The sequence below is a fragment of the Pseudideonella sakaiensis genome, assembly GCF_048320135.1.
Classification (GTDB): Bacteria; Pseudomonadota; Gammaproteobacteria; order Burkholderiales; family Burkholderiaceae_C; genus Ideonella_A; species Ideonella_A sakaiensis_A.
This window is the reverse complement of record NZ_CP182947.1, coordinates 1082350-1100619: the sequence shown is the minus strand read 5'-3', so window position 1 is coordinate 1100619 and position 18270 is coordinate 1082350. Positions and strand designations below refer to the sequence as shown.

Genomic DNA, 18270 nt, shown 5'->3' with positions numbered 1-18270 from the left:
CGTGAAACTTCCGAAAATTCTTGCCGCAGCGGCACTGGGTCTGTTGACGCTGGGCAGCGTGCATGCGCAGACACGCGTGATCACACTGGGAACGCAAGGTGGCCCGATGCCGTTTGCCTCACGCGCTCAACCCGCCAATGCAGTGGTGGTGAATGATCGCGTATATCTGGTCGACGCAGGCAACGGAGTGGCCCAGCAACTGGTGAAAGCGGGACTGGACCACCGCAAGGTCGGCCACATCTTCATCACCCATAACCACGACGATCACAACGCTGATTGGGGCACGCTGATGGGGCTGCAATGGGCCACCGGCCGCCGCCAGCCCACCCATGTTTACGGGCCTGCAGGAACCGAAGCGATGCTCAAGGGATTCCTGGAATATTTCAAACCCAATGCACGTATCCGGATGGCCGACTCCAAAGGCATGGTGCCGCCCGAGAAGATGTTCAAGGCCCATGACTACAAGGGCGATGGCGAGGTCTTCCGGGATGACCTGATCACCGTCACTGCTGCAGAGAACTGCCATTTCGGGCACGACGGCGCTGGGGCGAGCGGCCTGGATCACTCCTATTCGCTGCGTTTCCAGACGCCAGACAGGGTGATCGTGTTCAGCGGCGATACCGGCAACTGCCCGGCCGTTGCCGCGCTGGCCAAAGGGGCGGATCTGCTGATCCATGAAGTGATCGACCTGGACCTGATTGAAAAGGCCATGTCCACTGCCTTGCCTCCCGACCTTGCGAAGGCATTCATGCGCCACATGCGAGATGAACACACCACGGCGGAGGACGTGGGCCGCATCGCGCAGGCTGCCGGAGTGAAACAGGTCGTGCTCAACCACATCATCCCCGGCAGGGACGAGCCCGACAGCGTATATCTCGAGCCGCTGAAGAAGCACTTCAAGGGACCGGCCACCGTGGCCCGCGACCTGCAGTCCTTCTGAGCCGCGCAAGCGCCGCGGCGGCTGGCCGCGCCGCTCCAGCCAACTGAAATCAAAGGAACAAGCCGATGCGCCTTGCCACCCTGAACAACGGTTCCGCCGACGGACAGCTGATCGTCGTCTCGCGCGACCTGGGCTGCGCCGTCGCGGCAAGCTCAATCGCACCGACCCTGATCGACGCGATGGCGCGCTGGGACGACGTCAGGCGGCCCCTCGCCGAACTCAATGACGCGCTCGATGCCGGAAGGGTGACGGACGCCTTTGCGTTCGATCCGAAGCGCTGCATGGCGCCGCTCCCGCGCAGCCCGCAGTGGCTCGATGCCTCGGCCTTTCTGAACCACGGCCACCTGATGGAGGAGGCCTTCAACACACCGCCAATTCCGCACTTCGACACCATCCCGGTGATGTACCAGGGTGCGAGTGACGACTTCCTCGGCCCGTTTGATGAGGTGCCGCTGCCGAGCGAGGCCGACGGCATCGACTTCGAAGGCGAGTTCGGCGTGGTCTGCGGTCCGGTGGCGATGGGTGCGACGCCCGAGGCGGCATTGGGGTGCGTTCGTCTGGTCGTTCAGATCAACGACTGGAGCCTGCGCGCGCTTGGGCCGCACGAGATGAAGACCGGTTTCGGCTTCCTGCAGGCCAAGCCGTCGACTGCCTTTGCTGCAGTGGCGGTCACACCCGACGAACTCGGCGACGGCTGGCGCGACGGCCGGGTGCAGATGCATCTGCATGTCGAATGGAACGGGCAGCGATTCGGCGAACCGCACGGTGGCGAGATGAATTTCCACTTCGGGCAGCTGATCGCCCACGCGGCACGCTCGCGGCGCCTGACGGCGGGCAGCATCGTCGGCTCGGGAACGGTGTCCAACAAGTCGCGCGCCGCGGGCTCGGCCTGTATCGCCGAGCGGCGCGTGATCGAGAAGATCGACCTCGGCGAGATCAAGACCGGGTTCATGAAGTTCGGCGACCGGGTCCGCATGCAGGCCAGGTACGACGACGGGCGCGACGGCCCGTTCGGCGTCGTCGAGCAGCGAGTCGTCAGCGCGGCCTGACGCAAGCATGCACGTCGTCGTTAGCGGTGCGGCCGGTTGCGAGGTTCCGAGAGCTTGCTGAAAAGGGCGTTCGAATCCTGATCAGCTGACGCCCGCCGTGCATCGTTGTGGCCGATGTGCGATCGCGCAGTGCCGGTCAGTCAGCCAGATTCTCGTGGTGCGCGCTGGCGTTGCGCTTCCAGTAGGCGGCAACCCGCATCGCGTGGCGGTCCATGCCTTTTTCTTCGACCAGCAGGCGACGCAGGCTGGCCATTGAATTGGCCTCTCCGGCGCACCAGGCATAACCATCGCCGCCCGGCAGGTCGAGCGCGCGCACCGCGTCGAGCATTGCGTCGGCGGTTTCCACCCATTGCATGTCGATGTCGGCAGCGCTGGCCAGATCGCGGCGGTCGGCGACATCGGCGACCTGGAGCACCACGATCGCGCGACTTCCCGCGGGCAATTCTTCCAGGCGCCGGTTGATGGCCGGCAAGGCGGTTTCATCGCCGACCAGCAGATGCCAGTCGAAGTCGGTCGGGATGATGAACGAGCCGCGCGGCCCGCCGATCGTCACCTGCTGGCCGGGTCTGGCCTGCGCCGCCCACTGCGCTGCGCGGCCTTCGCTGTGCACAGCGAATTCGATCGTCAGTTCGCGCGCGGCCGTGTCGTATCTGCGCGGCGTGTAGTCGCGCCGCACCGGCTCGGCGGTGTCTTCGTCGAACATGAACTTGACGTGGTCGTCGAACGACGAACTGACGAAATCGCCCAGCGCTTCACCGGTGAAGGTGATGCTCCTGAAGTGCGGGCTGAGGGTCTCGACACGAACGACTTCGACGCTGCGGCGTTTGAGTTCATGACGCACGCGTTGTACGCGGCTGACAGGGGTATCACTGCTCATTGGCTTGAATGAATAAGATCGTTGATAATGTCCTCCATCATGCCTGAATCAATTGACAGTGTCAACCATAAGCCGAAGTCGGCGGAAAACGACGTGCTGGAGTCGATTCACGCGGTGATGCATCTTTACCGCTCGCAGCAATACCGGTCATTGCGCGATGGCCCGCACGACATCACGCACATGGAGAGCAAGGTGCTCGACTTCTTCGGCCGCCGACCGGGCGCAACGCAGAGCGATCTGGCGCAGCACAGCGGGCGCGACAAGGCCCAGCTCGCAAGACTGATCAAGACCCTGCGCGATCGCGGTCTGCTGGCCGCTGAGGCTGACGAAAACGACCGCCGAAACCTGCGCCTGACGCTCACCGCCGACGGCAGATCGGTCCGGCGCGCGTTGCAAATGCAGGCCAAGCGACTGGGCGCGGCCGCGGTAGCCGGATTCAGCGCGCAGGAGATCCAGGCGCTGCTGGTGTACCTGGAGCGTGTGAAGGGCAATCTCGACACCCAGGAATAGGCGCCGACGGATCTTTCAACTTGGCAGCTCGGACGTTCGATCCATTGGCGCGGCATCGGCAGTGGCGACTACCGATCATTCGTGGATGGTCCTCGATTGACCGCTCCAACGACGTCAACGGTGACTCGACCGTGGTCGGCTCCGAGACCGATCGCGAAGGCGAGCAACATTTGGCCGCAGACCACTCAGGGTGGAGCGTGTCCTGCGCCTCTCATGGAGCCGGACAGCAAGACCGTTCTGCCGTTGGCAGACGGAGCGGTGGAGCAGCGCCTGTGCGACCGCAGACGCCTCTATGGGCTGTAATTCGCCGGAATCAGAAAGCCTGCGGCCTGGCCGAGTGCGGCGGCCAGCATCTCGCCGCGGCGCGTCGGTTGTCGGAGAGCCCCGCGGTTTCCGACCAGCATCGAGGGACGGGCAATCACCGCTGCCTCCGGGTTCATGCCGGCCGGTGCGAACAGGCCGACCCAGACATTGGCATCGATTTCGGGATAACCCAGTTCGCCGACGGTGGGCACATCCGGAAAGACCGGGGTGCGCTTCTTGCCGCCATAGGCCAGCGCCTTGATCCGGCCGGACTGGATGTGCTGCCTGGACGACGGTATGCCCGCCCAGGTCAGCGGCACCTCGCCGCTGACCGCCGCCTTCACCGCCTGTGGAGGGTCAGCGCGAAGATCTTGACCCAGAAGCGATAGGCCAGCATCCAGGGCGTGCTGTCGGTGAATTGCAGCCCTCGTGCCTTGACCGTGCGGTTGTCACGAAGCTTGAAGTAAAGCAGGGCCCAGCCGAGTGCGATCGAGATCGTCGGGAACAGAATGTGGAAAGTGATGTTGGCCGCGAACTGAATGCGGGCAGGCAGGAATGGGGCCATCGCGAGGTGCTGCTGGTTGTTCCGAAGAATGTCTTTCATCCGGCGAACATGCTCCAGGCCCCGTAGGGCGGGCGGTGAGTGTCGAAGAGATGAATCCCTGGCGCGCCGAGGGCTGCATACCCGCGATCGACGCGAACGTGCTGGTCCGCGATGTCGTGCTGGACGGCAGCGGTGAAGGCGCAGTTCTCTGAGGCGCCGTCGAGCGGCGAATGGATTGCTGCTCGCTTGTTCGCATTCAGCGGCGCTCGGGTTTACCAGGGTGTACATTGGTCGCGGCGAGACAGGACCATGCACGACGTATTCATCTCGTACTCGCGTCGCGATGCCGCCATCGTGCGCGACCTGCACCAGGCCCTCGCGGCCCGGGGCCGCGACACCTGGGTCGACTGGAACGATATCCATCCGAGCGCGCAGTGGCTCCGCGAAATCGAGATCGCGATCGGCAATGCCGACGCGTTTGTTTTCGTCCTGAGTCCGGATGCGCTTGCTTCCGACATCTGCGGCAAGGAGCTGGCATGCGCTGTCCGATACGGCAAGCGCCTTGTACCGGTCGTTTGCCGCGACGTCGATCCGTCCACCGTGCCTGAAACCCTCGCGCGCCTGCAGTGGATCTTCTTGCGCAGCAGCGCCGAACTGGACGGCGCAGTCGATCACATCGTTCGTGCGCTCGATGTCGACTTGAGCTGGCTGCGTACGCACACCGAACTGCTCGGCCGCGCGCGGACCTGGGACGAATCCGGCCGCGACCTCAGCAAGCTGCTGCGCGGCGCAGCATTGCAGGAGGCGGAAACCTGGCTTGCCGACGCAAGCGGGCGCGAGCCATCGCCGAGTGGCTTGCACCATCGCTTTGTCCAGGCCAGTCGGCGCCACGAGGGCGCGAGGCTGCGGCGATTGCTCGCTGTTTCGTCAGTGACGCTTGTCCTGCTCGCGGTGCTTGCAACGTGGGCCAATATCGAGCGCTCACGAGCCGAGCGAAACGAGGCAATCTCGAAAGCTCGGTCGCTCGGCGCACAGGCGGAGCTGTCGCGACTCGAGCGCGGCGCACTGATCGAGCGCGCGGGGCTTCTGGCCGTCGAGGCGATGCGCCGCTTGCCGAGCATCGAGCATGACGCGTCGCTTCGTCGGGCACTGGCGGTGCTTCCGCAGACTCACTTCCTGATTGCGGGTTCCGGGGAACTTGCGTTCGGCCCGCAGCGGCCCCGGCCGGCGCTGCTCGCGGGCGATGAACCGCTGCTCGTCCACAGCGACGAGAACGATATCTTGATCCGCAACCTGGGCAGCAACCGGATACTGGGTCGCCTCGCGCATGAGACAGCGGTGCGGGACATGGTGCTCACCGCCGACGGGTCGCGCCTGGTCAGCATCGACGTCGATGGCGCCGTGCGGGTATGGTCGTTTCCCGAAGGCCGTGTCGTCGGACGCCTTCCGCCAGCGGTCAGGGGCAACGCAATCGCTGCCTACCCGAGTGGAAGCGTGGTTGTTGTCGGAGCGGCGTTACAGCCTGTTGGCAATGTCGTGATCTGGCTTGATGCCCGCGATGCCACGTCGATCCCGAATCCGTATGTCAGTCGGCTGGATACTCGGATCGACGCCCTGCGCGTGAGTCATGACGGTGTTCGCCTGGCGCTGCGCGCCGGCAATTCCGTCGAAATCATCGACAGTGTGCAGCGCCGACACGAAGCGCGGTTGACCCACAGGCATCCGGTCACAGACATGGATTTCAGCCCGGACGGAGCCCGCTTCGCTGCTGCGAGCGACTCGGCGGTATACCTTTGGCAGATCGCGGGCGGCAAACTCGAGCGGCGCGTGGCAAACGGCGTCAATGTGGATTCCGTTGTCTTCTCCACACGCCGTGCCGAGTTGCTGACCGCGGGTATCAACGGCGTTGCGACGTTGTGGGACGCCGAGGGGTACGGCCGAATCCGGCAGTTCCAGCACCAGGGCCCGGTCACGCTCGCACGCTTCATCAACGACGAATCGCTCGTGCTGACGGCGAGCAACGACGGCACCGTGCGCGCCTGGGACCGCGCGAGCGGCAACGAGATCACACGCGCGGTGCACGGGGTGTTCATTGCTGATGCGGCCCACAGCGATGACGGCGAGCGCGTGGTATCGGTCGGCGCCGACGGAGGTTTGCGAGTCTGGTCTCCCTGGCCCGGCGAGCGGCTGCGGCGGCTTCCACCGTCGATGCCGAGGCACGCGATGCGGTACACGGTTGACGGCGGGCACGTGCTCGTGCGCGTCGATCGGGATCACTGGTCAGTGGGATCATTGGATGGACGCGAGTTGCTTCGCGTGTCTCCGCCGCGTGCCGTGCACGGCGTGGCGGTGAGCGCGGACGAGCGGCTTGTCGCGCTGGCGCTCGTAGACAACACCGTTCAGATCCATCGCGTGGGCTCGGGCGAACGTCTGCATTCGCTGGCGCATCGGGGCACGGTCGACGCGATGGCATTCAGTCAGGACGGGAGGCAGTTCGCGACCGGCACCCGCCAGGAGGAGATGCTTCGGCTGTGGAGCATCGAGAGCGGCTCTTTGCGCTGGCAGCGCGAACAGGGGACGATGGTGAGCGCCGTCGCCTTCAGCCCAGACGGCAGCCGAGTGGCGGCGGCACTTTTCGACAAACAAGCGTTCGACCGGTCAGCGCCGAAAGGCACGGCGGGAGTGGCCCTGTGGACCTCGCTCGAGGGGAAGCCTGTAGCGAGGCTCGCGCACGATCACGACACCAAGGCGATTGCCTTCAGTCCGGACGGAACCCACCTCGTGACGGCTGGCTCCGATCGAATCGCACGCGTGTGGCGGATCGCAGAGTCTCGAGTCGAGCGCGAACTCGCCCACCAGTTTCCAGTCGAGTCCGTGGCCTTCAGCAGTGACGGCCGGCTGGTGGCGACCGGTGCAACCGATCACTGGGTTCGCGTGTGGAGCGCGCGCACCGGTGACGAACTGGCGCGCATCCACCACGACGACTCCGTGGCCAAGGTGCGTTTTGCCGACGATGACCAGAGCCTGCTCGTGATCGCAGGACCCTTCGTCCACCACCATCCGCTGCACGCCGAGGCGCTGATTCAGATGGTTTGCGCCCGTCTGACCCGCGAGCTGACGGTGGAAGAGCGGCAACGTTTTCTGCCGGACGAACCCGCCAACACCACCTGCCCAGGCGCGCAGCAGCCGCAGCGACCGATCCGATAGGGTTCAGCCGCCCCGCCGTCCCCGCGGCTTGCAGCACCCGCCGTCGACTCCGCGCGCAGCGGTGTGCGCCCCGGCACCAGGCCTGTCGCCGATGTCCGGTCGTGTGCGTAGTGTCTTGAGGCATGAACCTGGACGAAAGATCCAAGTTCGGGCAAAGACCTTGTGGATCAAGGGCTTGGAGATGAGTGGTGGAGAGGAGGAGGATCGAACTCCCGACCTTCGCATTGCGAACGCGACGCTCTCCCAGCTGAGCTACCCCCCCACTGCGGAGGCGAGTTTAGCAAATTGCGGGACGCCCTCTGGCGAAACGGGTGCGACTCGGGGTAGAACCGGGGCTGCGCAATTTGCCCCACTGTCCGACCAACGTTTCCGGAGCCTGAATGACCGATTGGGATTCCGACTGGCTCGACCGCCAGTACAACAACCGCGCCATGGTGCCCGAGCATCCGGCGATCTTCGAGCGCTGGGCAAAAAGTTCGGAGCTGGCGCGCAGCCAGCTGCGGTGCGAGCTCGACGTTGCATACGGCACCAGCCCGGCCGAGACGCTCGACATCTTTCCGGCCGCGGACGAGGGTTCGCCGGTGCTGGTCTTCATCCATGGCGGCTACTGGCGCGCGCTCGACAAGCGCGACCACTCGTTCATCGCCCCGGCCTTCGTCGACGCCGGCGCCGCAGTGGTGGTTCCGAACTACGGGCTGTGCCCGAGCGTCGACATGCCGACGATCGCGCTGCAGATGGTGCGTGCACTGGTCTGGACCTGGCGCAATGCACGCAGCTTCGGCGGCGACCCGCGGCGCATTGTTGTTGCCGGCCATTCGGCCGGTGGCCACCTCGCGACGATGCTGCTGTGCTGTGACTGGCGCAGCCAGGGCAGCGATCTGCCGGCGACGCTGGTCGATTCGGCGCTGTCGATCTCCGGCCTGTACGACCTCGAACCTGTCTCGCAGGTCGGCTTCCTGAAGGACGACCTGCGGCTGACGCCAGCGCTGATCGACCTGCTGAGCCCGGTGCGCTTTCCGCCGCCGCAGCGGCCGCTGGTCTGCGCTGCAGGCGCCGACGAAAGCGATGAATTCCTGCGCCACAACCTGATGATGCGCGCCGCCTGGGGACCAACGGCGGTGCCGAATGTCGAGCATGTGGCCGGTGCCAACCATTTCACCGTGCTGCACGCGCTGGTCGATCGCGAGCAGCGCCTGCACCAGATCGCGCTGGAAATGCTCGGCTTGCCGGTCTGAGGACTGCTATTTGCCTACCGTGCCGAATAGCGTGCAACTATGTAAGGTATAGAAGCATTGAATTGGCATCACTGGCTAGGCTTGCGCTAGGGTAGGGCAGAGTCCGCCGGATCGCGGTGGGCCGCGTCACATCTGTTCATCAACGCTGGAGACACACATGGGACTGAAAGGATCAAAGACCGAGCAGAACCTGAAGGACGCCTTTGCCGGTGAATCGCAGGCCAATCGGCGTTATCTCTATTTCGCGAACAAGGCCGACATCGAAGGCCAGAACGACGTCGCGGCACTGTTCCGCTCGACCGCCGAAGGTGAAACCGGCCATGCCCACGGCCACCTCGAATTTCTCGAGGAAACCGGCGATCCGGCGACCGGGCTGCCGATCGGCTCCAGCCGCGACAACCTGAAGGCCGCAGTGGCCGGCGAAACCCATGAGTACACCGACATGTACCCGGGCATGGCCAAGACTGCGCGCGAAGAAGGCCACGACGAAATCGCCGACTGGTTCGAGACGCTGGCCAAGGCCGAGCGCTCGCACGCAAACCGCTATCAGAAGGCGCTCGACGCATTGGTCGACTGACCTGGGCTGACGTTGATCAACAAGGGGCATCTTGCCCCTTGTTTATTGATGGGCCGGCCGCAGGTTGAAGCGCTGCCGAGCCGGCCGCGAACCCGCGGGCTCACGCTCGGCATGCCCGCTCGCAACCTCGAGGAGAAGCCGCGATGGCCACCGAAGGCAACCTGCAGGCACCGACCCGGCACCCGATCGACTGGAAGAACCCTGTCTTCTACGACGAGGCGGCGTGCAATGCGGAGCTCGAACGGATCTTCGACATCTGCCATGGCTGCCGGCGCTGCGTCAGCCTGTGCCAGGCCTTCCCGAACCTGTTCGACCTCGTCGATGCAACCGAAGACGGCGAGGTGCACGGCGTTGCCAAGTCCGACTATGCCAAGGTCGTCGACCAGTGTTATCTGTGCGACCTCTGCTACATGACGAAGTGCCCGTATACGCCGCCGCACCCATGGAATGTCGACTTCCCGCACACGATGCTGCGGGCGAAGGCGATCAAGTTCAAGCAGGGCGGCGTCAGCGGCGGCGAGAAGCTGCTGGCGTCGACCGATGTGCATGGCCAGTTTGCCGGCATTCCGGTTGTCGTCCAGGTGGCGAATGCGCTGAACAAGACGAAGCCGGTGCGCAAGCTGCTCGACAGCACGCTGCACGTGCATCCTGACGCCTGGCTGCCGGAACTGGCGACGAAGCGCTTCCGCTGGAGCGCCGACAAGCAGGGCCGCGCGACCGTCGTCACCAACGGCGAACGAACGCCGGGCAAGGTGGCGATCTTCTCGACCTGCTTCGTCAACTACAACGAGCCCGGCATCGGCTTTGATCTGATCAAGCTGCTCGAGCACAACGAGATCCCGTATGTGCTGGTCGACAAGGAAAAATGCTGCGGCATGCCCAAGCTCGAACTCGGCGACCTCGATTCGGTGGCCGAACACAAGGCCGCGAACATTCCAGTGCTCGCGAAATATGCGCGCGACGGTTATGCAATCGTCACCGCGATCCCGAGCTGCACGCTGATGTACAAACAGGAACTGCCGCTGATGTTCCCCGACTGCGCCGAGACGCAGGCGGTCAAGAAGGCGATGTTCGACCCGTTCGAATATTTCATCGCGCGCAACCGCGACGGCCTGCTGAAGACCGATTTCAAGACCGCGCTCGGCAAGGTCAGCTACCACATCCCCTGCCATGGCCGGGTGCAGAATATCGGCAGGAAGACCGAAGAGATGTTCAAGCTGATCGGCAAGCAGGTCGACGTGCGGCTCGCCACCGTCGAGCGCTGCTCGGGCCATGCCGGCACCTATGGCGTGAAGACGCAGACCCATCCGATCGCGATGAAGATCGGCCGGCCGGTGTTCAAGGCGATGGCGAAGGAGCCGCCCGATTTCATCAGCTCCGACTGCCAGCTTGCCGGCCACCACATTGCGCAGGGCATGGCGGTCAATGACCTGCCGAAGGCGCGGCTGGCTCATCCGCTGAGCCTGGTGCGCATCGCTTACGGACTGGAATGACACGATGAGCAAACCGATCACCCGCGACAGCCTGCTGACGCTGGAGGCCTATTCGAAGATCCGCAAGAGCAGCAAGCCGGAGGCGATTGCCCACCGCAAGCTGCGCACCGTGCACCTCGGTGACCACATGAGCGTGTTGTTCGAGGACGAGCGCAGCATCCGCCGGCAGATCCAGGAGATGCTCTACATCGAGAAGATATTCGACGAAGAAGGCATCCAGGGCGAGATCGACGCCTACCAGGCGCTGGTGCCCGACGGCAGCAACTGGAAGGCGACGCTGCTGATCGAATACCCCGATGTGCACGAACGCAAACGGGAACTGGCGCGGTTGATCGGCGTCGAGGACCGGATGTTCGTCGAGGTCGAGGGCCACCCGCGCATCTATGCGATCGCCGACGAGGACCTCGACCGCGAAACGGCGGAAAAGACTTCGGCGGTGCATTTCCTGCGCTTCGAATTTCCGCCGGCGGCCCGCCAGGCGGTGCGCGCCGGCGCCGCGGTCAAGCTCGGCTGCGACCACCGCAACTATCCGGCGCATGTCGCGATTGCGCCGGAGACCTTGGCGAGCTTGGCGGGCGATCTGGCGTGAGGATCTTTTTTTCGTAGGACCGGCTTCAGCCGCGATTCGTGCTGGTCGCATGCCGGAATCGGAGCTGGAACCCCTTCTGCAAACTGTCAGCCTCCGCCCAATGCGTCGAGGTAATACCAGCGCCCATCCTCGCGCACGAAACGGCTGATTTCGTGCATCCGCTGGGCGCGGCCGCCGAGTTTGCTGCGGGCGACAAATTCGACCGTCGCGTGGTCGGTGTCGGTGGTTGTGGCGGCGCGGACGTCGAGGCCCAGCCAGCGCAGGCCCGGCGGGTCGGCATCGAGGCTTGTCGGACGGGTGCTCGGATGCCAGGTTTCGAGCAGATAGTCGCTCAGGCCGAGCACATAGGCGCTGTAGCGTGACCGCATCAGCGCCTCGGCATCGGGCGCCTGCAGCGCCTGCGGGCCGCTGTGCCAGACGCCGCAGCAGTGGGCATAGGGTCGGGCGGCGCCGCAGGGGCAGCGGAGTGCGGGCGGGGTGCTGGGGGCGGCGCGGGGCATGGTCGTGATCTTGGCACGGCCGGGGGCGGCACCCGGATCTGAACACGATCGACGGGTCTTTTTCCGCTTGCATCGGATACTGTATGAAAATACAGTCCTCACATGACCCCGCTGCCCCCCATCACCTCTGCCGCGCCGACCTCGGCGCTTGCCGCCGCTGCCCCGTCCGGGCCGGTGGCGGCGCGGGCGCGGCCGGCGCAGGGCGCGCCGGCCCGGGGTGCAGCAGCGGCCGGTCGGGCGCCGCCGGTGCCGGAATCGCTGCATCCGGCGCTGTGGCTTGGTCACCAGCTCGGCCGCCAGGTCGACCAGCCGCTGGCCAGCGGTTTTCCGCAGCTCGATGCGGAATTGCCTGGCGGCGGCTGGCCGCGCCGGGTGCTGAGCGAATTGCTGCTGGCCCATCCCGGCATCGGCGAGATCCGCCTGCTCGCGCCGAGCCTGGTCGCGACGCAGCGTGGCGGCCGGCCGGTGATGCTGTTCGACCCGCCGGCCAGGTTGTCGGCGCAGGGTTTTGCCCAGCTCGGTTTCGATCTCGACCAACTGCTGGTCGTGCAGACCCGCACCCGGGTGGTCCCCGGCGCCGACAGCCTGTGGGCACTCGAGCAGGCGTTGAAAAGCGGCCATGTCGGCGCGATCGTCGCGTGGCTGCCGCCGCGTTTGCGCGCCGAGCGGCTGCGCCGGCTGCAGCTGGCGGCGCAGGCGCACGACGGCCCGGCCTTCGTGATGCGCGAACCCGAGGCCAGCCAGCGGCCGACCGCCGCGCCGCTGCGGCTGGCGTTGCGCCCGGGTGGCGCCGATACCTTGCGCCTGCGGCTGCTGAAGCGCCGTGGCCCGCCGCTCGAGACCACGCTGCAGCTCGATCTGCCGCCGGTGCTGTCGGGCAGTGCAACGCAGCGCGCCCGCGCCGGCATCGCGACGGCGGGCCGGGTTGCCGCCGCGACGGGGGCGGCGGCGTCGACACTGCACACCGCAACCTTCATCAACCTCGAACGGCCGGCCGCGAGCCGTTGAGTCCGTTTGATGTTGTGGATCGGCCTGTACCTGCCGCTGCTGTCGCTCGAGACGGTGGCCAGCCTTGCGCCCGATGAGGCGCTGGTCGTCGTCGACGCCCATCGCGTCGTCCATGCCAACCGCTCTGCAGCGGCGCTGGGGGTGCGGCCGGGCCTGAAACGGGCCACCGCGCTGGCGCTGGCGCCGCAGCTGGTGCTGGCGCAGGCCGATCCGGCACGCGATGCGCTGGCGCTGCAGGCGGTCGCGCATGCGGCGCTCGCCTTCACGCCGATGGTCTGTTGCGATCCGCCGCAGACGGTTCTGCTCGAGGTGCAGCCGAGCCTGCGTTATTTCGGCGGCTTCGCGCGGCTGCTGCAGCGGCTGCGCGACCTGCTGCAGCCGCTCGGCCACCAGGTCCGCCTCGCCAGTGCACCGACGGCGCAGGCGGCGGCGCTGCTCGCCCGGTTGGCAACGGCCGATTTCTGCGCCAGCGGGGACGGTTTGCTGTGCACCGATCTGCAGGCCAGCAACCGCCGGCTCGACGCTGCTCCGGTGGCGCTGCTGGCCGATGGCCCGGCCCAGCAGGAGGTGCTGCAATCGGTCGGCCTGCGCACGATCGGCGAACTGCGTCGCCTGCCGAGATCCGGCGTGGCGCGCCGCTTCGGTGAGGCCTTGCTGCACGAGATCGATCGCGCGACCGGGCGCCGCCCCGACCCGCGCCAGCCGATCGTCCTGGCGGAGCGCTTCAGCGGCCGGCTCGAACTGCTGGCCCGCGCCGATACCACCGAGCAGGTGCTGGCCGGCGCCCGGATGCTGTTGAACCGGCTGGTCGTCTGGGCGCTGGCGCAGCAGGCCCGGGTCGGCCGCTTCAGGCTGCAGATGCTGCACGAGCGGCGGCACCGCAGCGACATCGATACGCCGCCGCTCAGCGAACTCGAGATCGCGCTGACCGAAGCCTCGTGCGATGTCGACCACCTGCAACTGCTGTTGCGCGAACGGCTGGCGCAGCTGAAGCTTGCCGCGCCGACGCTGGAACTGCAGCTGCTGTGTGATGAACTGGTGCAGCGCCCGCCGCCGAACGGCGAACTGTTCCCGACTGCCCGCAACGAGCGCGAAGGCCTGGTCAGGCTGGTCGAGCGCCTGCAATCCAGGCTCGGCGGTGACCAGGTGCAGCGGCTGGTCGGCATTGCCGACCACCGGCCCGAACGCGCCAGCATGCTGCTGCCGTTCGACGGCCAACACGGAGGTTCTGCGATGCCGCGCGCCGTGCGCAGCGTCGAAGGGCAGGGTGCCACCGGCGCCGGTTTGCAGCAGCCGGTGTGGCTGCTCGCGCAGGCCGAGCCGCTGGCTGAACGCGAGCGCCGGCCGCTGCTCGACGGCCAGCCGCTGCAGCTGCTGTGCGGCCCCGAACGCATCGAGGCCGGATGGTGGGACCAGGGACTGGCCGAACGCGATTATTTCATCGCCCAGGCGGCCGATGGTTCCCTGGTCTGGATCTACCGTGGCCGCTTGCCACCACGTTCGCTCGACGAGCATGATGAGGTCGCCGTGTCGGCCAACGAGCAGCCCGGCTGGTTTTTGCACGGCCGTTTTGCCTGATCGGTGCGCCAGCAGAGGCCGCCCAGTCAATCGGATGGAACAAGCGGCCCGGATCCTGCTCCATTGCTGACATGAACATGCCGACCTGGATACCTCCTGCCCTCGCCGCCTGGCTGCCGACGCTCGGCGCGGCACTGATCGCACTGCTGATCGCCGAGATCATCTTCCGGATCGGCAACCGCGTGATCCAGCGCGCCGCCCGCTCGTCGCTGATGGCCAGCAAACTTGCCGTCGCGGTGCGCTCGCCGGCGCGTTTTCTGCTGTACCTGCTGGCGCTCAACTCGGTATGGAACCAGGCGCCCGGCGACCTCGTCTGGCTCGGCAATGTCGAACGGATCAGCGGCCTGTTGCTGATCGGCGCGCTGACCTGGCTGTTTGCCAATGCGGTCAGCGGCGCAGCCGATGCGGTGATCGAGGCCCATCCAGTGACCGAGGCCGACAACCTCGATGCGCGGCGCATCCAGACCCAGACCCAGGTGTTGTCGCGCATCGTGCTCGGCCTGGTCGTGCTGATCGGCGCCTCGCTCGCGCTGATGAGTTTTCCGGCGGTGCGTCAGGTTGGTGCCAGCCTGCTCGCATCGGCCGGCGTCGTCGGCATCGTCGCCGGCTTTGCCGCGCGGCCGGTGCTCGGGAACCTGATCGCCGGTCTGCAGATCGGCCTGTCGCAGCCGATCCGCATCGACGACGTCGTGATCGTCGAAAACGAATGGGGTGTGATCGAGGAGATTACCGGCACCTATGTCGTCGTGCGGATCTGGGACCAGCGCCGGCTGATCGTGCCGCTGCAGTACTGGATCGAAAAACCGTTCCAGAACTGGACCCGGCAGAGCGCCGAACTGATCGGCACCGTGTACCTCTGGGTCGACTACCGGATGCCGCTGCAGCCGCTGCGCGATGCATTGAAGCGAGCGGTCGAGATGTCCGAGCACTGGGACAAGCGTTTTGCACTGCTGCAGGTCACCGAGACCGACCAGCATTCGATGCAGCTGCGTTGCCTCGTCACGGCGGCATCGGCGCCGGCCGCCTGGGACCTGCGCTGCCATGTGCGCGAATACCTGATCGATTTCATCCAGCGCGAATACCCGCAATACCTGCCGCTGCAGCGCGCCGAAGCGAAGATCGACCGCGCGCCGGCACCGCCACCGACCGCGAAGCCGCAGGCCGACAAACCCGATGCCACCGGTGGCGCCACCGAGATGGAAACGCCGAAAAGCCGCGAGGCCGAGCGCCTGAAGGACCATCGCTGACCGCTCGGCCTCGCACTGTCGGACTGCGCCGACGGGCGAACCCGGCAGCGGATGATTGAAGCCGCGGCGCATCGGGTCGATGCTGAAGCCATCGTCCAGAGCCACAAGGAGTCCGCCATGAACAACCTGACCCGAGTTTCCTCGATCGCCGTGCTCGTCGTGTCCGCCGTGTCGTTGAGCGCCTGCTCGAACATGACACATCGTGACAAGGCCACCGCCGCAGGCGCCGCCATCGGTGGCGTTGCCGGTTCGGTGCTCAGCAACGGCAGCGCGCTCGGCACCGTCGGCGGTGCGGCCGTCGGTGGCGTGGTCGGCAACGAAGTCGGCAAGCGCAAATAAGCGCCCCGACCATCCTGCTGCCGACTCGGCCCGGGGCTGCCTCTTGGTGGCCCCGGGCCGATCTGCGTCCGGACCACGCGCGGCCGATGGAAAATGCAGCGGGTGCATTTTTCGATCAGGACTTTCAAGGCGCGCGATGAAAGACGACCGGTTGCTCGAGATGCGGGTCTTCAAGGCCGTCTGCGAAGCCGGCGGCTTCACCGCCGCGGCCCACCTGCTCGGCGTCAGCCAGCCCTTCGTCAGCCAGACGATCACCGGCCTCGAACGCCGCCTCGGCGTGCAGTTGTTGCACCGTTCGACGCGCACCCAGCGGCAGACCAGCGAAGGCGTGCAGTTTCTCGCATCGTGCCGGCGCATCCTCGAGGAGCTGGAGGAAGCCGAAGGCCAGGTCCGCTCCGACGAGCCGACCGGTGAATTGCGTGCCACAGCGCCACTGGCCTTCGGCATGGACCAGGTGGTGCCGCTGCTGCCGGCATTCCTGCAGGCCTATCCGAAGATCACGATGCACCTGGCGCTGTCGGATACGCTGGCAAATCTGCTCGAAGACAATTTCGACGTCGCGGTGCGGATGGGCCGGCTGCACGACTCGACGCTGATGAGCCGCACCCTGTGCAAGCTGCAACGCATCGTCGTCGCTTCACCGGCCTATATCGCAAGCCACGGCTCGCCGGTGACGCCGCAGGGGCTGGCACGTCACAACTGCCTGATGTGGCAGTCGTCGATGGAGCGGCTGAACCGCTGGCCGTTCCAGATCGGCAGGCAACGCGAGGAAATCGCGGTGCGCGGCAATTTCCGCAGCAGCGACGGCTCGACGCTGTTCCAGATGTGCGTCGGCGGCGTCGGCATCATGCGGCTGGCCGAACACCTGGCGCTGCCGGCTATTGCCGATGGTCGGCTGGTCGCGCTGCTGTCGGACTACCAAGCCGAGGACGACACCGCGATCCATGCCGTCTTTCTGCCCGAGCGCAAGCTGGTGCCGCGAGTGCGGGCTTTTGTTGACCACTTTGCCGAAGCCTTCCGCAGCCCGCCCTGGCAGCGTTGACGACGGATTGCTGCGCCGCGGCGGCGGCGATTTATTGCCAGCCGTGATAGGTTTTATTGCCTGCAGGCCCTGGATCGATCGGCCGTAGGCGTCTATCGTTGCGTCATTCCGAACCATCGACACGAAAGACACCACCATGGCCGCCAACCCGGAACGCATCGCCACCACCGTCGCCCCCGCACCGGTCCGCCGTTCGGTTTCGATCTATCAGCCGAAGCAGGAAGGGCTGATCTTCCCGATCGAGCCCGAGTTCGCGACCTTTGCCGAGGAGCGCCAGCACCGCAAGGAGCGCCTGGTCGCCGCCTGCCGCGCCTTCGGCATGGAGGGTTTCGACTATGGCTTTGCCGGCCACCTGACGATCCGCGACCCGGAATTCCCGGAGCTGTACTGGACGAATCCGATGTGTGTCCATTTCAACCAGGTCAAGGTCTCGAACCTGATCCTGGCCGACCACAAGGGCAAGGTCGTCGAGGGCGCCTATGCGTTGAACCGTGCCGGCTTCGTGCTGCATGCCGCGGTGCATGAAGCGCATCCGGACATCCTGTCGATGTGCCACGCGCACACCGTCTACGGCACCGCATTCGCCGCGCTCGGCCGTCCGCTCGATCCGATCTCGCAGGATGCCGCCGCATTCTTCGAGGACCACGTCGTGATCAAGGACGAGGCCGGCCAGGTTGCCGTCGAAGAGAGCGCCGGCATGGCGGTCTGCGACTGGTTCAAGGGCGTCAAGGCCGCGATCCACCAGAACCACGGTCTGCTGACCGCGAGCCGCCACAGCATCGAGGCCGCCGCCTTCTGGTTCATCGCGCTCGAGCGCTGCTGCCGCCAGCAGCTGCTGGTCGAAGCCACCGGCCACAAGCCGGTGATGGTGTCGCCGGAGCGCTCGCGCTACAGCCGCGAACACGTCGGCTCGGAGTACATCGGCTGGCTGCACTTCCAGACGATCTACGACCACATCTCGAAGAGCCAGCCGGACATGTTCGAGTAAGGGCTGCCGCCGCGCGCTCACAGTGCGCGCTCCGCGGGCCCGGCTGGGCCCGTGTTCTTGTTCAGCCTGTTCAGTCTGTCCAGACTGCACCAACCAAAGCCCCGGTCGGTGGGTCAAGCGATCGAAAGCCAGGGGCGTTTGCCTATGGCGCGGCTGGCAGGAATCGAACCTGCGACCCTCTCCTTAGGAGGGAGATGCTCTATCCACTGAGCTACAGCCGCGGTGCATGCGCCGGTTTCGGCTG

Annotated in this window: 17 protein-coding genes, 2 tRNA genes and 1 pseudogene; 14 read left to right on the top strand and 6 right to left on the bottom strand. The window is 66.1% G+C overall.

Going from position 1 to position 18270, the window contains the following annotated elements:
* The first annotated feature begins 1 nt into the window (after position 1).
* The gene (locus tag ACNH6H_RS04845) at positions 2–940 is read left to right on the top strand and encodes an MBL fold metallo-hydrolase (protein ID WP_418316102.1); all 939 of its coding nucleotides are present in this window, start codon (positions 2–4) and stop codon (positions 938–940) included.
* Between the two features lie 65 nt (positions 941–1005).
* Complete coding sequence (locus tag ACNH6H_RS04840; RefSeq protein ID WP_418316100.1) at positions 1006–1989, top strand: fumarylacetoacetate hydrolase family protein; 984 nt, start codon at positions 1006–1008, stop codon at positions 1987–1989.
* Between the two features lie 136 nt (positions 1990–2125).
* Here the strand turns inward: ACNH6H_RS04840 and ACNH6H_RS04835 are convergent, their stop codons facing one another.
* A complete protein-coding gene (locus ACNH6H_RS04835) occupies positions 2126–2866 on the bottom strand; it encodes a siderophore-interacting protein (RefSeq protein ID WP_418316098.1) in 741 nt (246 codons plus the stop codon).
* Positions 2867–2893: 27 nt separating this feature from the next.
* Between ACNH6H_RS04835 and ACNH6H_RS04830 the strand changes: the two genes are divergently transcribed.
* Complete coding sequence (locus ACNH6H_RS04830; protein ID WP_418316096.1) at positions 2894–3376, top strand: MarR family winged helix-turn-helix transcriptional regulator; 483 nt, start codon at positions 2894–2896, stop codon at positions 3374–3376.
* 290 nt (positions 3377–3666) lie between these two features.
* Here ACNH6H_RS04830 and ACNH6H_RS04825 read toward each other — a convergent pair whose 3' ends face one another.
* The gene (locus ACNH6H_RS04825; protein WP_418316094.1) at positions 3667–4023 is read right to left on the bottom strand and encodes a tripartite tricarboxylate transporter substrate-binding protein; all 357 of its coding nucleotides are present in this window, start codon (positions 4021–4023) and stop codon (positions 3667–3669) included.
* An 11-nt stretch (positions 4024–4034) separates the two neighbouring features.
* Positions 4035–4283: pseudogene (locus ACNH6H_RS04820) on the bottom strand (cytochrome ubiquinol oxidase subunit I); the annotation flags it as partial.
* 249 nt (positions 4284–4532) lie between these two features.
* On the opposite strand from ACNH6H_RS04820, the gene ACNH6H_RS04815 reads away from it, so the two are divergent.
* A complete protein-coding gene (locus ACNH6H_RS04815; RefSeq protein WP_418316092.1) occupies positions 4533–7430 on the top strand; it encodes a toll/interleukin-1 receptor domain-containing protein in 2898 nt (965 codons plus the stop codon).
* 186 nt (positions 7431–7616) lie between these two features.
* On the opposite strand, the gene ACNH6H_RS04810 is transcribed toward ACNH6H_RS04815, so the two are convergent.
* Positions 7617–7692, bottom strand: a tRNA-Ala gene (locus ACNH6H_RS04810).
* A 118-nt stretch (positions 7693–7810) separates the two neighbouring features.
* Here ACNH6H_RS04810 and ACNH6H_RS04805 point away from each other — a divergent pair.
* From ACNH6H_RS04805 to ACNH6H_RS04790, 4 genes are all read left to right on the top strand, one after another.
* On the top strand, positions 7811–8665 hold the full coding sequence (locus ACNH6H_RS04805; RefSeq protein ID WP_418316090.1) for an alpha/beta hydrolase: 855 nt from the start codon (positions 7811–7813) through the stop codon (positions 8663–8665).
* A 157-nt stretch (positions 8666–8822) separates the two neighbouring features.
* Positions 8823–9242, top strand: a complete 420-nt coding sequence (locus ACNH6H_RS04800; protein ID WP_418316088.1) for a rubrerythrin family protein — start codon at positions 8823–8825, stop codon at positions 9240–9242.
* A 143-nt stretch (positions 9243–9385) separates the two neighbouring features.
* The gene (locus ACNH6H_RS04795; RefSeq protein ID WP_418316086.1) at positions 9386–10735 is read left to right on the top strand and encodes a (Fe-S)-binding protein; all 1350 of its coding nucleotides are present in this window, start codon (positions 9386–9388) and stop codon (positions 10733–10735) included.
* Positions 10736–10739: 4 nt separating this feature from the next.
* Positions 10740–11324 (top strand): DUF3501 family protein, encoded by a 585-nt coding sequence (locus tag ACNH6H_RS04790; RefSeq protein ID WP_418316084.1) that lies wholly within the window; start codon positions 10740–10742, stop codon positions 11322–11324.
* Positions 11325–11410: 86 nt separating this feature from the next.
* Here the strand turns inward: ACNH6H_RS04790 and ACNH6H_RS04785 are convergent, their stop codons facing one another.
* The gene (locus ACNH6H_RS04785) at positions 11411–11824 is read right to left on the bottom strand and encodes a YchJ family protein (RefSeq protein ID WP_418316082.1); all 414 of its coding nucleotides are present in this window, start codon (positions 11822–11824) and stop codon (positions 11411–11413) included.
* A gap of 102 nt (positions 11825–11926) precedes the next feature.
* On the opposite strand from ACNH6H_RS04785, the gene imuA reads away from it, so the two are divergent.
* The 6 genes from imuA to ACNH6H_RS04755 all read left to right on the top strand — a co-directional run bounded on the left by imuA (position 11927) and on the right by ACNH6H_RS04755 (position 18026).
* Positions 11927–12832, top strand: a complete 906-nt coding sequence (gene imuA / locus ACNH6H_RS04780; RefSeq protein WP_418316081.1) for a translesion DNA synthesis-associated protein ImuA — start codon at positions 11927–11929, stop codon at positions 12830–12832.
* Between the two features lie 9 nt (positions 12833–12841).
* The gene (locus tag ACNH6H_RS04775; RefSeq protein WP_418316079.1) at positions 12842–14410 is read left to right on the top strand and encodes a Y-family DNA polymerase; all 1569 of its coding nucleotides are present in this window, start codon (positions 12842–12844) and stop codon (positions 14408–14410) included.
* A 71-nt stretch (positions 14411–14481) separates the two neighbouring features.
* Positions 14482–15657: a mechanosensitive ion channel family protein gene (locus ACNH6H_RS04770; RefSeq protein ID WP_418316077.1), complete on the top strand. Its 1176-nt coding sequence runs from the start codon at positions 14482–14484 to the stop codon at positions 15655–15657.
* Between the two features lie 117 nt (positions 15658–15774).
* Positions 15775–15996: a glycine zipper 2TM domain-containing protein gene (locus tag ACNH6H_RS04765; protein WP_418316075.1), complete on the top strand. Its 222-nt coding sequence runs from the start codon at positions 15775–15777 to the stop codon at positions 15994–15996.
* A 136-nt stretch (positions 15997–16132) separates the two neighbouring features.
* Positions 16133–17038, top strand: coding sequence for a LysR family transcriptional regulator (locus ACNH6H_RS04760; protein ID WP_418316073.1), 906 nt, complete (start codon positions 16133–16135; stop codon positions 17036–17038).
* 136 nt (positions 17039–17174) lie between these two features.
* Entirely contained in the window at positions 17175–18026 is an 852-nt protein-coding gene (locus ACNH6H_RS04755; RefSeq protein WP_418316072.1) for a class II aldolase/adducin family protein, read from the top strand.
* A 145-nt stretch (positions 18027–18171) separates the two neighbouring features.
* Here the strand turns inward: ACNH6H_RS04755 and ACNH6H_RS04750 are convergent.
* Positions 18172–18247: transfer RNA gene (locus ACNH6H_RS04750), tRNA-Arg, on the bottom strand.
* Positions 18248–18270 lie beyond the last annotated feature (23 nt).